This is a genomic window from Erwinia persicina, assembly GCF_014838825.1.
GTDB lineage: Bacteria > Pseudomonadota > Gammaproteobacteria > Enterobacterales > Enterobacteriaceae > Erwinia > Erwinia persicina_A.
In genome coordinates this window covers 70331-87653 of sequence record NZ_JACYMO010000003.1, presented here as the reverse complement: position 1 = coordinate 87653, position 17323 = coordinate 70331, and the positions used below count along the sequence as shown (strand labels likewise).

The window sequence follows — 17323 nt, the reverse complement described above, 5'->3', positions numbered from 1 at the left end:
CAGCAACTAGATTGACACTCACTCAGTCAGCACATGATAAATCCAACCCGGAATGATAAATAAATAAAACTTAAGGGTGATCTGATGCAAGCTCTGACCTTACGCCAACAGAAATTACTTAAGTACCTGCTGCAACACCCGGAATATGTTTCCGTTAAAAATATGGCCAGCTGGCTGGCTGTTTCTGAAAAGACGGTACATCGCGACATTCATTTTATCGAAACCCTGTTAACGGAGTGGAATATCACGACAGAGAAAAAGGCAGGCATTGGTATTATGCTGATTGTCGATGACAGCCAGCGTTTGATGCTGCTGGAACAGCTTTTCACGCCAGAAGAAGGAGGCGCGGAAGCGCTGGCCAATAATTCCCGTCGGGTGAAAATTGCCTCTCAGCTTCTGAGTGATACGCCACGGGAAACCTCCATCAGCAAGCTGTCAGAACGCTACTTTATCAGTAGTGCCTCTATTGTTAACGATCTGAAAATCATTGAGAGCTGGATAGCCCCACTCGGCCTGACGCTGGTACGAGGCCAAAGCGGAACGCATATTGAAGGCAGTGAAAACCATATCCGCCAGGCCATGGCCTCGCTGATTAATGATGTAATGAATTTTCAGGAGCCGGGGGTCGTCAATCATTCACGTCTTGATCCCGGCAGCTATAAGGCACTGACGCACTATTTTGGCGAAGAGGATGTGCTTTTTGTTCAGCAGCTTTTACAGCAGATGGAACAGCAGCTAACGTATCCATTAGGTGAACCGTATTATATTAATCTTTTTACTCACATATTAATTATGATGCACCGAATGGCGCTGGGAAATCCGCTTATTCTTAGCGAAGAAAACATCAATCAGAAAGCCGATGAAATCGTTTTCACTATTGCTCAGGGAATGGTCAACCAGATTGAACAAAAAATGAATAATACGCTACCCTGCGATGAAGTGTGGTTTGTTTATCAATATATTATCTCATCCGGCATTGTGGTTGAGGACAATCCTGCCAACCCACCGCTGTGCTGTCAGCTATCCAATAGTGAATCCCGTCATTTAACGCTGGATTTAATCGCAACTTTTTCTGAGGTAATAAATATCAATCTCAGGGACGATCGTCTGCTGCATGAAGGTCTGTTGATTCATATTAAACCTCTGCTTAACCGGCTGAAATACCATATCCGCATCCGCAATCCGCTGCTGGAAGATATTAAACAGGAGCTGGGCGATATTTATCAGCTCACCGGACACGCGGTGATGCAGTTGTGCCAGCGCTTTCACTTACCGGAGATTGCGGATGATGAGATCGGCTATCTGACGGTACATTTTCAGGCCGCGCTGGAGCGCCAGATAGCCCACAAACGCATCCTGATCGTCTGCTCCAGCGGCGTGGGTACCTCGCACCTGCTGAAAAGCCGCATTCTGCGCGCTTTCCCCGACTGGGTGATTACGGGGGTAGTTTCTGCCAGCTCCCTGAACACGTACTGCCAGCAGCAGGATATTGAGCTGGTAATCTCTACCATCCATCTGGCGGAGCAGCCGCTCCCGGTGGTCTACGTATCCGCCTTTTTTAACGACGACGATATTAAGCGCGTCACCGAGAAGGTCATTGCCAGCAAATTACTGCAGGCAACCGATCGTTTCAAGGCGTCAGAGCACGTCTTTTCAACTTGTACTTAAGAGGTTTGCCGATGGATATCACTAAGATTCTCAGCGCCCGGCGCGTCAAATTAAACATGAACGCCAGCAGTAAAGACGAAGCGATCCGCGAACTGACTGATTTGCTGTATGAGGACGGCGCCCTGACCTCGAAAGAGGATTTTATGCACGACGTCTGGCTGCGTGAAGCGGAAGGTTCAACCGGGTTTGAGAATCATATTGCCATTCCGCACGGTAAATCACTGGCGGTAAAACAGACCACGCTGGCGATTGGCCGCACCCGCAGCGATATCCCGTGGGAAACGCTCGATGGCAGCGAAGTACGCTGCATTATTTTATTTGCGGTGCGCATGGAAGATCAAAATACCACCCATATTCGCCTTCTGTCTCAGGTGGCCTGCGCCCTGGCCGATGATGACGTGATAGCTCAACTGTTACAGGAGCAGGATGCCGAAAGCATTATCGAACTGTTCAGCCAGTACGCGGAAACAGACCTCTGTTAACACTGAAAACGAGGCATACCATGAAGATTGTTTGTGTGGCCGCCTGCACGGCAGGCATCGCGCATACCTACATCGCGCGAGAAAAACTGATTAAAGGCGCAAAGGCGCTCCACTTCGACATTCTGGTCGAAACCCAGGGCACCATCGGTACCGAGAATCCCCTGAGTGCGGCAGATATTGCCGCCGCCGACGTGGTGATCCTGGCGGTGGATATCAAAATTAACGGCGAAGAGCGTTTTAAGGGTAAACCGGTGGTGCGGGTCAAAACCGATGTCGTGATTAAGTCCCCGGTGAAATTCCTTGAAAAAGTGGCCGATTCGCTCACACGCGCCTGACCACTCTGAGGGGAGATCACCATGAACAGTCAATCTAAAAAACTGGGACAAGAGATCAAGGGTCATCTGTTGACCGGGATCTCATGGATGATCCCACTGATCGTCGCCGCCGGGATCTGCATTGCTCTCGGTCAGGTGATCGGCGGCCCCGATGTCGGTAAACAGACCGGTAGCGTCGCGTGGATGCTGAATCAGATCGGCGGCTGGGGGATGGGCCTGATCGTCCCGCTGATTTCTGCGGCCATCGCCTGGTCGGTTGCCGACCGTCCGGGTTTTGCACCGGGCCTGATCGTCGGTTTTATCTGCGGGCAGATCGGCACCGGGTTTATCGGCGGTATTCTCGGCGGCTTCCTGGTGGGTTATACCGTTTTGCTGCTGAAGCGCACCATAAAATTACCGGCCTCCATGCAGGGCCTGATGCCGGTGATGATCCTGCCGGTGCTGAGCACGGTGATCGCCGGGCTGCTGATGATGACCTTTATCGGCCAGCCGATCGTCTGGCTGCAAAAAGCGCTGATCCATCTGCTGGAGTCGATGCAGGGCGGATCGAAGTTTCTGATGGGGGCGATCCTTGGTGCCATGGCCACTTTTGACTTCGGCGGACCGGTCAATAAAACCATGTCGCTGTTCGCTGACGGCATGCTGGTCGATGGTATTTACGGCCCGGAAGCCGTGAAGTTTGCCGGTTCGATGATCCCTCCGTTTGGTATTACCCTCTCCTTCCTGCTGACGCGCAACAAATACACGCGGGCGGAAAAGGAGGCGCTGAAAGCCGCGCTACCCATGGGGATCTGCATGATCACGGAAGGGGTGATCCCGATTGCGGCACGCGACCTGTTTCGCGTGGTGGGCAGCTGCGTCGTGGCGTCGGCCATTGCTGGCGGGTTGATTATGGTCTGGGGCGTTGGGGCACCGGTACCACACGGTGGCATGTTTGTCGTCCCGCTGTTCACGAAGCCCGTAATGTTCTGCCTGGCCCTGGCAATCGGTACGGTGATCTGCGGCGTCATGCTGTCGCTGATCAAAAAAACCGTCACCGCTGCCGACGAAGAATTCGATGATGTTGACGACGGTACGCTACGTGACGAAGACATTACATTCACCCTGGAATAAGGCGCGGTGAGGGTTCATTCACTCGATACTGCGCTGGCGGACCCGACAGAAACCGCCTGTGTCACTGAATCAGTTAACGGATCAGGTACCGCAGGCTGTGCGTAACGCCTGATCCCTTTCCACCTGCCCTGTATCTCACCGGTGTCCGTCGCCGGTGAAGGAAAGTGTTGCCTAAAATCTGACCCTGAAGGAGTACAACCATGTTGATGTCAATGCACGAACTGTTAAAACCAACCCGTGAAAATCGCTTCGCCATTGGTGCCTTTAACGTCGCCGACAGCTGCTTTATCCGCGCCGTCGTCGAACAGGCGGAAGCCAGCAATAGCCCGGCGATCATCTCCATCCACCCCAGTGAACTGGAGTTCGTGACCGATGAGTTCTTCGGCTATGTGCGTGAACGCACCCTGCGCAGCCGTATTCCTTTTGTTATCCATCTTGATCACGGCGCATCGGTTGAGCACGTCCAGCGCGCGATTCAGTGCGGGTTTACCTCCGTGATGATTGATGGGTCGCTGCTGCCGTATGAAGAGAATGTGGCGCTGACGCAGGAAGTGGTCAAGCTGGCCCATGCGGTGGGGATCTCGGTGGAAGGCGAGCTGGGCACCATTGGTGATACCGGCACTTCAGTGGAGGGCGGGGTCAGTAAGGTCATTTATACCGATCCCGATCAGGCTGAGGACTTTGTCACCCGCACCGGGGTGGACACGCTGGCCGTGGCTATCGGTACGGCGCACGGCATTTATCCAAAGGATATGAAGCCGGAACTGCAGATGCATATTCTGCGCGAGATCTCACAGCGCGTGGCGATCCCGCTGGTGCTGCACGGCGGATCGGCCAACCCGGATGCGGAGATCGCCGAATCCGTGACGCTCGGCGTCGGTAAGATCAATATCTCCAGCGATATGAAATACGCCTATTTCGCTAAAGCGCGTGAGATCCTCAGCCGTGAAGCCTGGTGGGATCCGAATGCCATCTACCCGGAGCCGATCAAAGCGGCAAAAGCGGTGATCGCCTATAAAATGTCCCTGTTTGGATCGACGGGTAAAGCGGATTTATATCGCTAGGCTGGGGCTTTGGTTTGGGCCGCTGTTTTAAGGTCCAGGGCCAGGGCTTAAGGTCACGTTCGTTTCGCTTTCCCGCGGCGCGGGTTGGGCGACAAGGGGCGGCCAGTCGCCGCCGCCCCTTGAATTTGATTTGTCCCTGGCCTGCCGTTATTTCCCCGCTAACCACTGCTCTACAATCTGCTGGTATTCACCGGTGGCTTTACTCAGATGCAGCCACTGATCAACGTACATTTTCCAGCTGATATCATCGCGCGGCAGCATCCAGGCCTTTTCCCCGTACTGCAGCGGTTTATCCGGGTTAATGGCGCACAGCGACGGATAGCGCTTCTGCTGATAGAGCGCTTCAGAGGCGTCGGTGATCATCACGTCCGCTTTTTTGTCCACCAGCTGCTGGAAAATCGTCACGTTATCGTGAAACAGCGTCAGGTTCGCTTTCGGCAGGTACGCATGCACGAAGGCCTCATTGGTTCCACCCGCCGGTTCAATCAGACGTACCGATGCTTTGTTCATCTGCTCCACCGTACGGTATTTCTTCTTATCCGCGCAGCGCACCAGAGGGATTTTGCCATCGGTATCCAGCGGGTTGGCGAACCATGCCGTCTGCTGGCGTTTCAGCGTCACTGAAACGCCCCCCAGGGCTACGTCGCACTGCTTACCGATAAAATCAGGCGTCAGGGTTTTCCAGGTGGTCGGCACCCACTTCACCTCCGCCCCCAGACTTTTTGCCAGCGACTGTACCAGGGAGATATCAATCCCCTCGTAGCTGCCGTCCTGACGCAGATAGGTATAGGGCTTGTAGTCCCCGGTGGTGCAGACCACCAGCGTTTTGCTTTGCATTGCACGGTCAAGATGTGACTGCGCGCTGGCGCTGCCCGCGACCAGCAGGAGGGCCGCAGCCCCGATTTTCATCATCATAGTTCTCTCATTGTTATTATCAGTGCCGCGTATTGTTGCTTAAAACGCAATAGTATTGTGATTAGCACCCCATTTTTCTCACGGCTGACGTCGGATACACTCTCCGGCATTGCACACTGTTGAGAAAAATACATGAGCCAGATTTTAATTATTGATGCCGGTAAAGCCTTCGCCCACTCCAAAGGTGAACTGAACCATACCCTGACCCACGTTGCGGCGAGCTTCCTGCGCGATGCCGGTCATCAGGTCGATGTCACCGTGCTGGACGACGGTTACGTGGTCGCCGATGAAATCGACAAATATCTTGCCGCCGATACCGTTATTTATCAAATGCCGGGCTGGTGGATGGGCGAGCCGTGGACGCTGAAAAAATATATCGACGAAGTCTTCACTGAAGGCCACGGTAAACTGTACGCCAGCGATGGCCGTACCCGCTCCGATGCGGCGAAAAAATATGGTTCAGGCGGCCTGCTGCAGGGCAAAACCTATATGCTGTCCCTGACCTGGAATGCGCCGCTCCAGGCGTTTACCGACCCGGAACAGTTCTTTGAAGGCGTGGGCGTAGACGGTGTCTATCTGCACTTCCACAAGGCCAACCAGTTCCTCGGTATGGACGGTCTGCCGACCTTTATCTGTAACGATGTGATCAAACAGCCGGATATTGAAGGCGATATCGCGCGCTATCGGACTCATCTGAGCGCGATTTTTGCTTAACTGGACACTCACCCATTGGGTTCCCCGGTAAAAAGGAAACAGTATGCTGACCGTAATCGCTGAAATCTGTATCAAGCCAGGCCGACGTACTGCCGTTTTACACGCTATTGAGCGTCTGACCCCCACCGTGCTGGATGAAGAAGGCTGCGGTAGCTACCAGGCGCTGATTGACCACAAAGCCCAGGTGCCCTGGAAGCAGCACTCTCCTGATTCCATTTTTATGGTGGAGCACTGGGATTCACTGCGACATCTGGAGCAGCACCAGCAGGCTGACCATATGGAACGGCATCGCACCGCCATCAAAGATGATGTGGTCGATGTGAAAATTTTTGTACTGGAACCGGCGCTGTAAAGGCCAGCGGGCTGACCGGTAAAAAGTCGGCCCCTGGCGGTTATCACCTTGCCATGCAGGGGCGGACCTTCTGTTTCGGTTCGTCCTTTTACAGCAGGGTCTTGCTGGCAAACTGCTCGCTGAGATAGTCGAGGAAGCAGCGGATGCGCACGGCCAGCGTGCTGTTGCGGTAGTACACCGCATGGATCGGGTGAAACATCTCCCGTGTCTCCGCCTCCAGCACCGGCACCAGCCTGCCGGAGGCGACATCCTCCCGGCTGAGAAAGTCCGACACCCGCGCAATACCCATGCCGTTAACCGCCAGCTGACGCAGCGTCTCCCCGCTGGAGGCCATCACCGTCGGTTTAATCTGCAAAAACTCCCCTTCCGAACGCCATACCGGCCAGATGTTGTGCTGATCCAGATTGCAGAAGCCCAGCAGACGGTGCTTATCCACCATATCAGCGACGCTAAGCGGCACGCCGTGCTCCTGCAGATAGGCCGGGCTGGCCATCAGCCGCAGCCTGCTGCTGCCAAGTGCGCGGGCGTGCATGGTGGAATCACGCAATTCGCCAATGCGGATGGCAATATCGGTCTGCTGCTCCAGCAGGTCGATCACCACTTCATCGGTATTCAGTTCTAACTGGATCAGTGGAAAACGCCGTGAGAACTCCGGCATCAGCGGCACGATGACGTGCAGCATAAACGGCGTAGCGGCATTGACGCGCAGGCGACCGGAGGGGATTTCACGCCGCTGGGCAATCTGCTCTTCGGCGGTTTCCACCGAACGGATAATCTGCCGGGCGTGCTCAAGAAAGATCTGCCCTTCCTCGGTCAGCGCAATGCGACGGGTGGTGCGGTGCAGCAGCGTGGTTTGCAGTTTGCTTTCCAGACGGCTGAGCGCGCGACTGATACCGGAGGTGGTCTGGTTAAGCTGCTCCGCGGCGGCAGTGATCGAACCGGTATCGACCACGACGACCCACGCACGAAGCTCTTCAAGGGTGATTTTCAAGAGTTCAACCTGGTAGAAAGATGACCCTGCAATTCTAACAGAATCACGGCAGGACCTCGCACAGGTTGACGTCTTTATGCGCTTACGGCTTCACCGGGCCTGAGGGCAGAAAATTCCGACCAATGGCAGCAAAGCAGAAGTCTGGGTTTAAATTTTCGTTTCAGAAGGGGTAAAGAGGACACTGCAGAATGGGCAAAGAAGGTTTTTATTCTTATGAACTCTGGGGGCGCTGTGATCAGCACTTTTACTGCACTTAGGACAGGCGATGGAGATGAGAAAACCGTTTGATTTAGGTTGTTTTTGATTATAAGCCATAAATATTTCCTGTGTTGTTTGGACGCGTATAGTACACCCTCACGGCCCATTCCCCTTACTCTTTATTGCTTAAATCTCGCCTCAGAAAGAATATCAGCGGATTATTTCGCAAAAAAAGGGGCCAACTGCCCTCCCGGTGAGGGAAAAACAGTCGGCCCGCAGCGCTGGCGTCGAAAATCCTCAGACCTCGATTTCTGCCATGTCGCCTTTTTCCTGCAGCCAGTTACGGCGATCTTCAGAGCGTTTTTTCGCCAGCAACATGTCCATCACCGCCATCGTATGCGGGAGATCTTCATCACTGATGGTGAGCTGCACCAGACGGCGGGTGTTCGGATCCAGCGTGGTTTCGCGCAGCTGCAACGGGTTCATTTCGCCCAGCCCTTTAAAGCGCTGCACGCCCGGTTTGCCTTTCTTGCGCTTTAACTGCTCAAGAATGCCCGCTTTCTCTTCTTCATCCAGCGCGTAATAAACCTCTTTACCGAGATCAATACGGTACAGCGGCGGCATTGCCACGTAAACGTGGCCATTTTTTACCAGCGTGCTGAAGTGGCGAACAAACAGCGCACACAGCAGCGTGGCGATGTGCAGGCCGTCGGAGTCCGCATCCGCAAGGATGCAGATCTTGCCGTAGCGCAGCTGGCTCAGGTCTTCACTGTCAGGATCGATACCGATCGCCACGGAAATGTCATGCACCTCCTGCGACGCCAGCACCTCATCCGAGGAGACTTCCCAGGTATTGAGGATCTTGCCCTTCAGCGGCATGATCGCCTGATACTCACGGTCACGCGCCTGCTTGGCCGATCCGCCTGCTGAGTCACCTTCCACGAGGAACAGCTCCGTACGGGCAAGATCCTGGGCAGAGCAGTCGGCCAGTTTACCCGGCAGGGCCGGCCCGCTGGTCAGCTTTTTACGCACCACTTTTTTCGCTGCGCGCAGGCGGCGCTGGGCGCTGGAAATCGCCAGCTCTGCCAGCATTTCTGCGGCCTGGACGTTCTGATTCAGCCACAGGCTGAAGGCGTCTTTCACCACGCCGGACACAAACGCCGCGCACTGACGGGATGACAGACGCTCTTTGGTCTGCCCGGCAAACTGCGGATCCTGCATTTTCACCGACAGCACGTAGGCGCAGCGGTCCCAGATATCTTCTGCCGACAGCTTAACGCCGCGCGGCAGGATATTACGGTATTCACAGAACTCGCGCATGGCGTCGAGCAGGCCCTGACGCAGGCCGTTCACGTGGGTGCCGCCCTGCATGGTCGGGATCAGGTTAACGTAGCTTTCCGTCAGCAGTTCACCGCCTTCCGGCAGCCACAGCAGCGCCCAGTCGACCGCCTCTACATCCCCGGCGAACGCGCCGACGAAGGCTTTTTCTGGCAGCGTTGGCAGACCATTGACGGCTTCCATCAGGTAATCGGTCAGGCCATCGGCGTAGCACCAGGTCTGTTCGGTATTGTTCAGCTTATCTTTGAAAACAATCTCGACGCCCGGGCACAGCACGGCTTTGGCTTTCAGCAGGTGGCTGAGGCGCGAAACGGAGAAGCGCGGGCTGTCAAAGAAGGACTCATCCGGCCAGAACTGGACGCGGGTGCCGGTATTACGTTTACCGACGGTGCCGGTGACCGTCAGATCCTGCACTTTATCGCCGTTTTCAAACGCCATTTCGTACACTTCGCCGTTACGGCGAACGGTGACTTCGACGCGTTTTGACAGCGCGTTGACCACCGAGATCCCCACGCCGTGCAAGCCGCCGGAGAACTGGTAGTTTTTATTTGAGAATTTACCGCCGGCATGGAGGCGGCAGAAAATCAGCTCAACGGCCGGTACGCCCTCTTCCGGGTGAATATCCACCGGCATGCCGCGCCCGTCGTCGATCACTTCCAACGACTGATCGGCGTGCAGGATCACTTCCACGCGTTTGGCGTGACCGGCCAGCGCTTCATCCACGCTGTTATCGATCACTTCCTGGCCTAAGTGGTTAGGACGCACGGTATCGGTGTACATGCCCGGGCGGCGACGCACGGGTTCAAGGCCGCTGAGAACCTCAATGGAGTCAGCGTTGTAGCTGGATTGAGTCATCGTAACAATCTGATTGGTAGTGGCTAAAAATGAGTGACCAGACTCCGGCGTAAACTCACTCCTGAAAACCCAGGAAGGCGAGCATGGCGGAGAAATGGCGTTCGAATCCGATAAAAGCATGATTTCCGCCCTCTTCTACCGTCTGGCGGCAGGCGCTGTAGTAGTCCAGGGCCTGGCGGTAGTCGAGCACTTCATCACCCGTTTGCTGCAGTAACCAGAGCAAATCCGGCGACTCTAACGGGTCAATCTGCATCACTTTTAGATCGTAAATATGGCGAGACTCTAACACATATTGCTGGCCGGTGTATGGGTTCTCGTTGTGGCCGAGATAATCGGCCAGCAGCTCAAACGGGCGCACCGCCGGGTTAACCACCACGGCAGGGAGGGTGAAGCATTGCGACAGCCAGGTCGCGTAATAGCCGCCCAGTGATGAGCCAATAATCCCCAGCTGTTCCCCCGCCGACTGCATGACAAATGTCTCCAGCAGGGCGGCAGCTTCAGAAGGGAAAGCCGGAAGCTGCGGCACATGCAGCCGGATGTCCGGGCGATGTTCCGCCAGCCACTGTTTAAACTGGGTGGCCTTCGCGGACTGGGGGGAGCTGTTAAAACCATGCAGATACAGCAGCGTGGCCATCGGTCAGTATCCTTCTGAATCGAGATCCGGGTTAAACATGCGCGTGGTCAGACGCTGCACCTGGGTTTCCAGTCGACCGTCATCATAGAGGTCAAGCCAGCGCCAGCCGGGAGACTCGGCATCAATGGTGAAGTTGGTGCAGTGCGGCTTGAACTGCACGCAGGTCGATGGCGAAGCCAGTACGCGCCGTCCGTGCCAGTCAAGGTCAAGTTCCTGATGAATATGGCCGCACAGCAGGGTTTTTGCCCGCGGATAGCGTCGCAGGACAATATCCAACATATGCGGATTCCGCAGGCTGTGCTGGTCCAGCCATGAACACCCCGACGGCACCGGATGATGATGCAATAACACCAGCGTGTGGCGCTGCGGTTCGGCCGCCAGCGCACTTTCCAGCCACTCCAGCTGATAGTCGCTCAGTTCTCCGTGCGGGACGCCAAACACCTGACTGTCGAGCAGCACAATCTGCCAGTGGTCGCCCACCAGCACCTGTTTTTGATCGGCAATACAAGACGCCGCCAGCGTGCTGAACATCGTGGGCTGGAAGTCATGATTACCAGGCAACCAGACGCAGGGGGCCGACAGACGTGCGATGCCCTCAGCAAAATGCTGATAGGCCTCAATGGAGTGGTCCTGCGCCAGGTCGCCGGTCGCGACAACGAGATCGTAGTGACGCTGCTCTGCGGTGATCACCTCCAGAACGGCGTCAAAACTGGCCCAGGTATTCACCCCTAGCAGCGTTTCGTGTTTGCCTGCAAAGAGGTGGGTGTCCGTTATCTGTAAAATCCTGACTCTGGACCCACTCGCCACAGGAAGTTTTAACAGGCTATCCAATCAACGTCCTTAACTCGCTCTGAAAATGTCGCAGCTATCTTTTATACCGGAACGGCCATCGCACCGTGGGACAAACAATAGCGCAGCCAGTCCGCTAAAAACTGGTTAATTTGGTGTTTTTCATCACGCTGATGCAATTTTTTATTAGGATAATCATAGCGTGCTTTAAAGCGATAGATCTGCTGTGTTGAACACACTTCCGCCACCATCGCATCGTGGTAAAGCCTGACCGACATTGAAGGCAGGCTCCAATAGCTCACTGCGGGGGCCGTTTGTCGGATCTCCACCAGCGTGGTGTAACGGGTCGACTCCAGGATGGTGATCCGATAGCTGGCACCGTTCACCTGATACGCCATCGACTCTCCCGCCCGATCCTCCTTAGGTAACAGGCGCCGCAGCTGCGCAAAATTTGTTTCGCAGACGCGCATCATTTCAGGAAAATCGGGGACATAGCGTTTCATTATTCAGGATTCCACTCTTCTCGTAGCTGTTTATGGTGCAACTCCAGCCATTGCAAAGCAATGACAGCCGCTGCGTTATCAATTTTCCCCTGTTCCACCCACTGATAAGCCTGACTGCGGCTGACCACATGAACGAGAATATCCTCATTCTCCTCCTCCAGCCCGTGGTTTCCCTCGGCCACGCTGGCATCCACTTCACCAACAAATACTGACAGGCGCTCAGTGGTGCCTCCCGCACTGGAGAGATAGTTCACCACCGGTTTAACCCGTCCGGCAACGATCCCTGCCTCTTCCACGGCTTCCCGGCGGGCCACCTCTTCCGGGGTTTCACCCGGTTCAATCATCCCGGCCACCAGTTCCAGCACCCAGGGTGTTGGGCTGGTGTCGTACGCGGCAATACGGATTTGCTCAATCAGTACCACTTCGTCTCGCTGAGGGTCATAGGGTAGCAGCACCGCCGCGTGGCCGCGCTCAAAAATTTCCCGGGTCACTTCACCACTCATGCCACCGTTAAACAAGCGGTGACGAAACCGGTAGCGCTCCAGCGAAAAAAAACCGCGATACAGCGTCTCACGTGCAATAATTTCTACATCGTTTTTGGTGAAAGTCACTGGGTAATTGTGACCAGTTTCCATAACAACCTCTCCTGGGAAGTGGTGGCAAAAACGTAAAGTGCAAGAGTATTCCAACAGTTGTCTGGTTCTTAACGACTTATTTAAGTAAATTAAGGCAGGATGGCACTTTCAGCCAACTTACCTTATCGGAACTCTCTGCTATTATCGGCGATAATTTTTGGCCTACGTCAGCGCTACCATAGCAATTTTGCTGCACTACAAGGAATGCAAATGAACAAACTGCTCCCTTTACTCATCGGTCTGAGCCTGGGCGGCTTCAGTGTTGCCAGCCAGGCTGAAAACCTGCTGCAGGTATATCAGCAGGCACGTTTATCAAATCCTGACCTTCGTAGCTCTGCGGCCGATCGTGATGCTGCCTTTGAGAAAATTAATGAAGCCCGCAGCCCGCTGTTACCGCAGTTAGGCCTGGGTGCTGACTATACCTATAACAGCGGCTACCGCGACGCCCGGGATACCCATAACGATTCTAAAAGCGCCTCCCTGCAGCTGACGCAAACCATTTTTGACATGTCAAAATGGCGTGCGCTGACACTGCAGGAAAAAACGGCCGGTATTCAGGATGTCACCTATCAGACGGCACAGCAAACGCTGATCCTGAACACGGCGACGGCGTATTTCAACGTGCTGAATGCGATCGATACGCTGTCCTACACCGAAGCGCAGAAGCAGTCCATCTATCGCGAACTGGATCAAACCACCCAGCGCTTTAACGTTGGCCTGGTCGCTATCACCGACGTGCAGAACGCCCGCTCACAGTACGACACCGTACTGGCCAACGAAGTCTCGGCGCGTAATGCCCTCGACAACGCGGTAGAAACCCTGCGTCAGGTGACCGGTAATTACTATCCAAACCTGGCCTCGCTAAACGTTGATACGTTCAAAACTGAAAAACCTCAGCCGGTCAATGCGCTGCTGAAAGAAGCGGAAAGCCGCAACCTGTCGCTGCTGTCCGCCCGCCTGTCTCAGGACCTGGCGCGTGAGCAGATCCGTTCTTCAGAAACGGGTCATATGCCAACGCTGGATCTGACCGCCTCAACCGGCCTGTCAAATACCCGTTATGGCGGCGAACGTGCCAGCCCGAACAGCAATGACAACATCAGCGGCAGCAACCAGGTCGGCCTGAGCTTCAATATGCCGCTGTACAGCGGTGGATCGGTCAGCTCCCAGGTGAAACAGGCGCAGTATGCGTTTGTGGCCGCCAGTGAGCAGCTGGAAAGCGCACACCGCAGCACCGTGCAGACCGTACGTTCTTCGTTTAATAACGTGAACGCGTCAATCAGCAGCATTGAAGCCTATAAGCAATCTGTTGTGTCGGCACAAAGCTCTCTGGATGCGATGGAAGCCGGTTACTCGGTGGGTACCCGTACCATCGTCGACGTGCTGGATGCCACCACCACGCTGTACAATGCCAAGCAGCAGCTGGCGAACGCCCGTTACAGCTATATGATTAACCAGCTCAACATTAAGTCTGCGCTGGGTACGCTGAACGAGCAGGATCTGCAAACGCTGAACAATCATCTGGGCAAAGATGTCGGCACCTCGCCGGAGATTGTTGCACCGGAAAATGCACAGCAGACGGCCTATGCTGACGGAGCACAAACAGCGCCTCGCAGCACGAATGCCACCGAGACCCGTCGCCCGGCAGCACCTCGCGCCAGCGGCAATCCATTCGGTCAGTAGTCCCCTGAGGGGCAGCGATGGCTGCCCCTTCACAATCAAACGTATAGCTACGTAAAGATCCCCTCCTGGTCAGGCCTCATCGCTTCATTTTTCACCGCTGTTCCCCTATCCTATGCACTACCTTTGGGCACAGGACGAAAAGTGATGAAACGGACTAAACAGATTAATCATGCCTCCTTTCGCAAAAGCTGGAGCGCACGTCATTTAACGCCGGTTGCGCTGGCGGTAAGTGCAGTATTTATGCTGGCCGCATGTGAACAGGCCGACGAAACCGTCTCTATGTATCAGAACGCGGATGACTGCTCTGCTGCGAACCCAGGCAAGAGCGCACAATGCACCACGGCGTTTAACAGCGCCAAAGAAGAAGCGGTGAAAACCGCACCGAAATATGCCAGCCGTGAAGACTGTGTGGCAGAATTTGGTGAAGGTCAGTGTCAGCAGGCTCCGGCTCAGGCTGGCGTCGGCACCACGAATGCGGAATCACAGTCCAGCGGCAGCTTCTGGATGCCTCTGATGGCCGGTTACATGATGGGCCGTATGATGGGTGGCGGTATGGGGCAGCAGCAACCGCTGTTCTCCTCAAAGAACCCGTCCAGCCCGGCGAACGGAAAATTCGTTGATGCCAGCGGCAAAAGCTATGGTGCCGCAACGCCAGGCCGCACCATGACCGTTCCTAAAACGGCCCTGGCTCCGAAACCTGCCACAACCAGCACCGTCACTCGCGGTGGCTTTGGTGAGACCGTTGCCAAACAAACCACCATGCAGCGTAGCAGTGCCTCCGGCACCAACCGCAGCATGGGGGGTTAAGCGCGGATGAAGCGTATTGCCATTGCTGAACGCCCCGACTGGCGTGAAAAAGCGACGGAATATGGTTTTCGTTTTCACACCATGCACGGGGAACCGTACTGGTGTGAAGACGCCTATTACCAGTTTACGTTGCAGCAGATTGAATATCTGGAAGATGTCACCAGCGAACTGCACCAGATGTGTTTGCAGGCGGTGGAACTGGTGGTTAACAGCGAAGAGCTGCTGACCAAGTTTCGCATTCCAAAACATACCTGGGATTTCGTGCGCGAGTCATGGAAAAGTCAGCAGCCTTCGCTCTACTCCCGGCTGGACCTGGCCTGGGACGGAGAGTCCCCGGCCAAACTGCTGGAGAACAACGCGGATACCCCGACGTCCCTGTATGAAGCCGCGTTTTTCCAGTGGCTGTGGCTGGAAGATCAGGTCAAGGCCGGCCAGCTACCGACGGGCAGCGATCAGTTCAACAGTCTGCAGGAAAAACTGATTGAGCGTTTTGCCGAACTTCATCAGCAGCACGGATTTAGCTGGCTTCATTTTGCCTGCTGCCGTGACACCGATGAAGATCGTGGCACCGTTCAGTATCTGCAGGACTGCGCGACCGAAGCGGGTCTGCCAAGTGAATTCCTGTTTATGGATGAGATTGGCCTGGGCGAGAAAGGGCAGTTTACCGACCAGCACGATCAGGTGATTGGCAACCTGTTCAAGCTTTATCCGTGGGAGTTCATGCTGCGTGAGATGTTCTCCACCAAGCTGGCGGATGCCGGTGTGCGCTGGCTGGAACCGGGCTGGAAAAGCATTATCTCTAACAAAGCACTGCTGCCGCTGTTATGGAAAATGTTCCCGAATCACCCTAATCTGCTGCCGGCTTACTTCGCAGAAGACAACGTGCCCCACATGGATAAATATGTGGTTAAGCCGCTGTTCTCCCGTGAGGGGGCCAATATCAGCATCGTAGAAAACGGTCAGGAAATTGCACGCGTTGACGGGCCGTACGGTGAGGAAGGGATGATCGTGCAGCAGTTCCACCCGCTGCCGAAATTCGGTGACAGCTACACGCTGATTGGCTCCTGGCTGATTAACGATCAGCCGGCGGGCATCGGTCTGCGGGAAGATCGCGATCTGATCACTCAGGATCTGTCACGGTTCTACCCCCACGCATTTATTGAATAAAACGGGCTGACGCAACAGAACGTCAGCTCCGGCACAATGAGTGTGTCCCTGTCATGCAGAGGGCGGCCCTTTATCTGGCTGCCCTCTGTCGCAGGTCTCATCCTGTTTACGGATGACCTTTTCCGGTCAACCTTCCGCTTCTGCCTGTTAACCTACCTGTACCGACAGCATACTCAGTGAACCCATCACTATACCATCGACCGGGATGGTAATTGCCTCACCTTCCGCACGCGCACCCAGCACATACAGCAGGGGCAGATAGTGCTCCGGGGTCGGGTTAGACAGCGCGGCCCCGTCATGCTGCATAAAGTTGATCAGCGGGTGCTGCTCTGATTCACCTTCCCAGCTCAGATTTTCGCGCACGTACTGGTTGAAGGACTCTGCCCACGGCCAGGCTTCCGCCTCCCCGCTCCAGCGCACCATGCGCAGGTTATGCACCACGTTGCCGCTGGCGACGATCATCACGCCCTGCTCACGCAGCGCAGCCAGCTTGCGGCCCAGTTCAAAGTGATAAGCCGCCGGTCTGGTTGCATCCACACTGAGTTGGACCACCGGAATATCGGCCTGCGGGTACATTTTGATCAGCACGCCCCACGAACCGTGATCGAATCCCCATTCCTGATCCAGCTCCACTGCCACCGGCGAAAGTGCTTCCGCCACCTGGCGGGCCAGCGCCGGGGAACCCGGGGCGGGATAGCGGGTGTCGAACAGCGCCTGGGGGAAACCGCCGAAATCATGGATCGTGCGCGGCTTTTCCATCGCCGTAACGGCCGTACCCCGGGTGTACCAGTGTGCCGAGACGGCAATAATTGCCTTCGGACGCGGCAGGGTTTTGCCCAGTTCTCGCCAGGTTTCCGTCCAGATATTCTCTTCCAGCACGTTCATCGGGCTGCCATGACCGAGGAACAGAGCAGGCATTCGTGTATGGCTCATGGTGTGACTCCAGCAAAGTTTTTGTTCAATGCAGTCCACATTACGCGCTTTTTGCCACGGATGAACCAGGATAACCCTGACGAAGATAGTCAGAAAATTTGAAGGGACAAATGGAAGGAAGAGAGCAGATTAAAAGCAGGGTGCGCGAGG

General features: G+C 55.2%; 19 protein-coding genes. 10 read left to right on the top strand and 9 right to left on the bottom strand.

The window, feature by feature from the left end:
• Positions 1–84 precede the first annotated feature (84 nt).
• The 5 genes from IFU29_RS09600 to IFU29_RS09580 all read left to right on the top strand — a co-directional run bounded on the left by IFU29_RS09600 (position 85) and on the right by IFU29_RS09580 (position 4662).
• Positions 85–1668, top strand: a complete 1584-nt coding sequence (locus IFU29_RS09600; RefSeq protein WP_191933736.1) for a BglG family transcription antiterminator — start codon at positions 85–87, stop codon at positions 1666–1668.
• A gap of 11 nt (positions 1669–1679) precedes the next feature.
• Positions 1680–2150 (top strand): PTS sugar transporter subunit IIA, encoded by a 471-nt coding sequence (locus IFU29_RS09595; RefSeq protein WP_191933735.1) that lies wholly within the window; start codon positions 1680–1682, stop codon positions 2148–2150.
• A gap of 20 nt (positions 2151–2170) precedes the next feature.
• A complete protein-coding gene (locus IFU29_RS09590) occupies positions 2171–2485 on the top strand; it encodes a PTS fructose transporter subunit IIB (protein WP_191933734.1) in 315 nt (104 codons plus the stop codon).
• A 21-nt stretch (positions 2486–2506) separates the two neighbouring features.
• Positions 2507–3598, top strand: coding sequence for a PTS fructose transporter subunit IIC (locus tag IFU29_RS09585; protein ID WP_191933733.1), 1092 nt, complete (start codon positions 2507–2509; stop codon positions 3596–3598).
• 200 nt (positions 3599–3798) lie between these two features.
• Positions 3799–4662, top strand: a complete 864-nt coding sequence (locus IFU29_RS09580; protein ID WP_191933732.1) for a ketose-bisphosphate aldolase — start codon at positions 3799–3801, stop codon at positions 4660–4662.
• A 147-nt stretch (positions 4663–4809) separates the two neighbouring features.
• On the opposite strand, the gene IFU29_RS09575 is transcribed toward IFU29_RS09580, so the two are convergent.
• The gene (locus tag IFU29_RS09575) at positions 4810–5577 is read right to left on the bottom strand and encodes a transporter substrate-binding domain-containing protein (protein ID WP_191933731.1); all 768 of its coding nucleotides are present in this window, start codon (positions 5575–5577) and stop codon (positions 4810–4812) included.
• Between the two features lie 132 nt (positions 5578–5709).
• Between IFU29_RS09575 and IFU29_RS09570 the strand changes: the two genes are divergently transcribed.
• Positions 5710–6291: an NAD(P)H-dependent oxidoreductase gene (locus tag IFU29_RS09570; protein WP_191933730.1), complete on the top strand. Its 582-nt coding sequence runs from the start codon at positions 5710–5712 to the stop codon at positions 6289–6291.
• A 43-nt stretch (positions 6292–6334) separates the two neighbouring features.
• Positions 6335–6643 (top strand): putative quinol monooxygenase, encoded by a 309-nt coding sequence (locus IFU29_RS09565; protein ID WP_062745822.1) that lies wholly within the window; start codon positions 6335–6337, stop codon positions 6641–6643.
• Between the two features lie 88 nt (positions 6644–6731).
• Here the strand turns inward: IFU29_RS09565 and IFU29_RS09560 are convergent, their stop codons facing one another.
• The 7 genes from IFU29_RS09560 to nudF all read right to left on the bottom strand — a co-directional run bounded on the left by IFU29_RS09560 (position 6732) and on the right by nudF (position 12586).
• Entirely contained in the window at positions 6732–7634 is a 903-nt protein-coding gene (locus tag IFU29_RS09560) for a LysR family transcriptional regulator (protein WP_062745820.1), read from the bottom strand.
• A 147-nt stretch (positions 7635–7781) separates the two neighbouring features.
• On the bottom strand, positions 7782–7949 hold the full coding sequence (locus IFU29_RS22810; protein ID WP_157076019.1) for a YnfU family zinc-binding protein: 168 nt from the start codon (positions 7947–7949) through the stop codon (positions 7782–7784).
• A 180-nt stretch (positions 7950–8129) separates the two neighbouring features.
• Complete coding sequence (parE, locus tag IFU29_RS09555; protein WP_118665516.1) at positions 8130–10025, bottom strand: DNA topoisomerase IV subunit B; 1896 nt, start codon at positions 10023–10025, stop codon at positions 8130–8132.
• A gap of 55 nt (positions 10026–10080) precedes the next feature.
• The gene (yqiA, locus tag IFU29_RS09550) at positions 10081–10659 is read right to left on the bottom strand and encodes an esterase YqiA (protein WP_191933729.1); all 579 of its coding nucleotides are present in this window, start codon (positions 10657–10659) and stop codon (positions 10081–10083) included.
• A 3-nt stretch (positions 10660–10662) separates the two neighbouring features.
• On the bottom strand, positions 10663–11490 hold the full coding sequence (gene cpdA / locus IFU29_RS09545) for a 3',5'-cyclic-AMP phosphodiesterase (RefSeq protein WP_191933728.1): 828 nt from the start codon (positions 11488–11490) through the stop codon (positions 10663–10665).
• 41 nt (positions 11491–11531) lie between these two features.
• Complete coding sequence (locus IFU29_RS09540) at positions 11532–11951, bottom strand: DUF1249 family protein (protein ID WP_191933727.1); 420 nt, start codon at positions 11949–11951, stop codon at positions 11532–11534.
• On the bottom strand, positions 11951–12586 hold the full coding sequence (gene nudF, locus IFU29_RS09535) for an ADP-ribose diphosphatase (RefSeq protein ID WP_191933726.1): 636 nt from the start codon (positions 12584–12586) through the stop codon (positions 11951–11953). Before nudF ends, IFU29_RS09540 begins: the two co-directional genes overlap by 1 nt.
• A 210-nt stretch (positions 12587–12796) precedes the next feature.
• Between nudF and tolC the strand changes: the two genes are divergently transcribed.
• From tolC to IFU29_RS09520, 3 genes are all read left to right on the top strand, one after another.
• On the top strand, positions 12797–14266 hold the full coding sequence (tolC, locus tag IFU29_RS09530) for an outer membrane channel protein TolC (protein ID WP_191933725.1): 1470 nt from the start codon (positions 12797–12799) through the stop codon (positions 14264–14266).
• Positions 14267–14410: 144 nt separating this feature from the next.
• Complete coding sequence (locus IFU29_RS09525; protein WP_191933724.1) at positions 14411–15073, top strand: DUF1190 family protein; 663 nt, start codon at positions 14411–14413, stop codon at positions 15071–15073.
• A 6-nt stretch (positions 15074–15079) separates the two neighbouring features.
• On the top strand, positions 15080–16240 hold the full coding sequence (locus IFU29_RS09520) for a glutathionylspermidine synthase family protein (RefSeq protein ID WP_191933723.1): 1161 nt from the start codon (positions 15080–15082) through the stop codon (positions 16238–16240).
• A gap of 147 nt (positions 16241–16387) precedes the next feature.
• On the opposite strand, the gene ygiD is transcribed toward IFU29_RS09520, so the two are convergent.
• Positions 16388–17173 carry a 4,5-DOPA dioxygenase extradiol gene (ygiD, locus tag IFU29_RS09515; RefSeq protein WP_191933722.1) on the bottom strand — a complete coding sequence of 262 codons (786 nt, stop codon included), beginning with the start codon at positions 17171–17173 and terminating at the stop codon, positions 16388–16390.
• Positions 17174–17323 lie beyond the last annotated feature (150 nt).

Coding starts and splice junctions, on each gene's coding strand:
- IFU29_RS09600 (WP_191933736.1), top strand. CDS start 85: ATGCAAGCTCTGACCTTACGCCAACAGAAATTACTTAAGTACCTGCTG.
- IFU29_RS09595 (WP_191933735.1), top strand. CDS start 1,680: ATGGATATCACTAAGATTCTCAGCGCCCGGCGCGTCAAATTAAACATG.
- IFU29_RS09590 (WP_191933734.1), top strand. CDS start 2,171: ATGAAGATTGTTTGTGTGGCCGCCTGCACGGCAGGCATCGCGCATACC.
- IFU29_RS09585 (WP_191933733.1), top strand. CDS start 2,507: ATGAACAGTCAATCTAAAAAACTGGGACAAGAGATCAAGGGTCATCTG.
- IFU29_RS09580 (WP_191933732.1), top strand. CDS start 3,799: ATGTTGATGTCAATGCACGAACTGTTAAAACCAACCCGTGAAAATCGC.
- IFU29_RS09575 (WP_191933731.1), bottom strand. CDS start 5,577: ATGATGATGAAAATCGGGGCTGCGGCCCTCCTGCTGGTCGCGGGCAGC.
- IFU29_RS09570 (WP_191933730.1), top strand. CDS start 5,710: ATGAGCCAGATTTTAATTATTGATGCCGGTAAAGCCTTCGCCCACTCC.
- IFU29_RS09565 (WP_062745822.1), top strand. CDS start 6,335: ATGCTGACCGTAATCGCTGAAATCTGTATCAAGCCAGGCCGACGTACT.
- IFU29_RS22810 (WP_157076019.1), bottom strand. CDS start 7,949: ATGGCTTATAATCAAAAACAACCTAAATCAAACGGTTTTCTCATCTCC.
- parE (WP_118665516.1), bottom strand. CDS start 10,025: ATGACTCAATCCAGCTACAACGCTGACTCCATTGAGGTTCTCAGCGGC.
- yqiA (WP_191933729.1), bottom strand. CDS start 10,659: ATGGCCACGCTGCTGTATCTGCATGGTTTTAACAGCTCCCCCCAGTCC.
- IFU29_RS09540 (WP_191933727.1), bottom strand. CDS start 11,951: ATGAAACGCTATGTCCCCGATTTTCCTGAAATGATGCGCGTCTGCGAA.
- nudF (WP_191933726.1), bottom strand. CDS start 12,586: ATGGAAACTGGTCACAATTACCCAGTGACTTTCACCAAAAACGATGTA.
- tolC (WP_191933725.1), top strand. CDS start 12,797: ATGAACAAACTGCTCCCTTTACTCATCGGTCTGAGCCTGGGCGGCTTC.
- IFU29_RS09525 (WP_191933724.1), top strand. CDS start 14,411: ATGAAACGGACTAAACAGATTAATCATGCCTCCTTTCGCAAAAGCTGG.
- IFU29_RS09520 (WP_191933723.1), top strand. CDS start 15,080: ATGAAGCGTATTGCCATTGCTGAACGCCCCGACTGGCGTGAAAAAGCG.
- ygiD (WP_191933722.1), bottom strand. CDS start 17,173: ATGAGCCATACACGAATGCCTGCTCTGTTCCTCGGTCATGGCAGCCCG.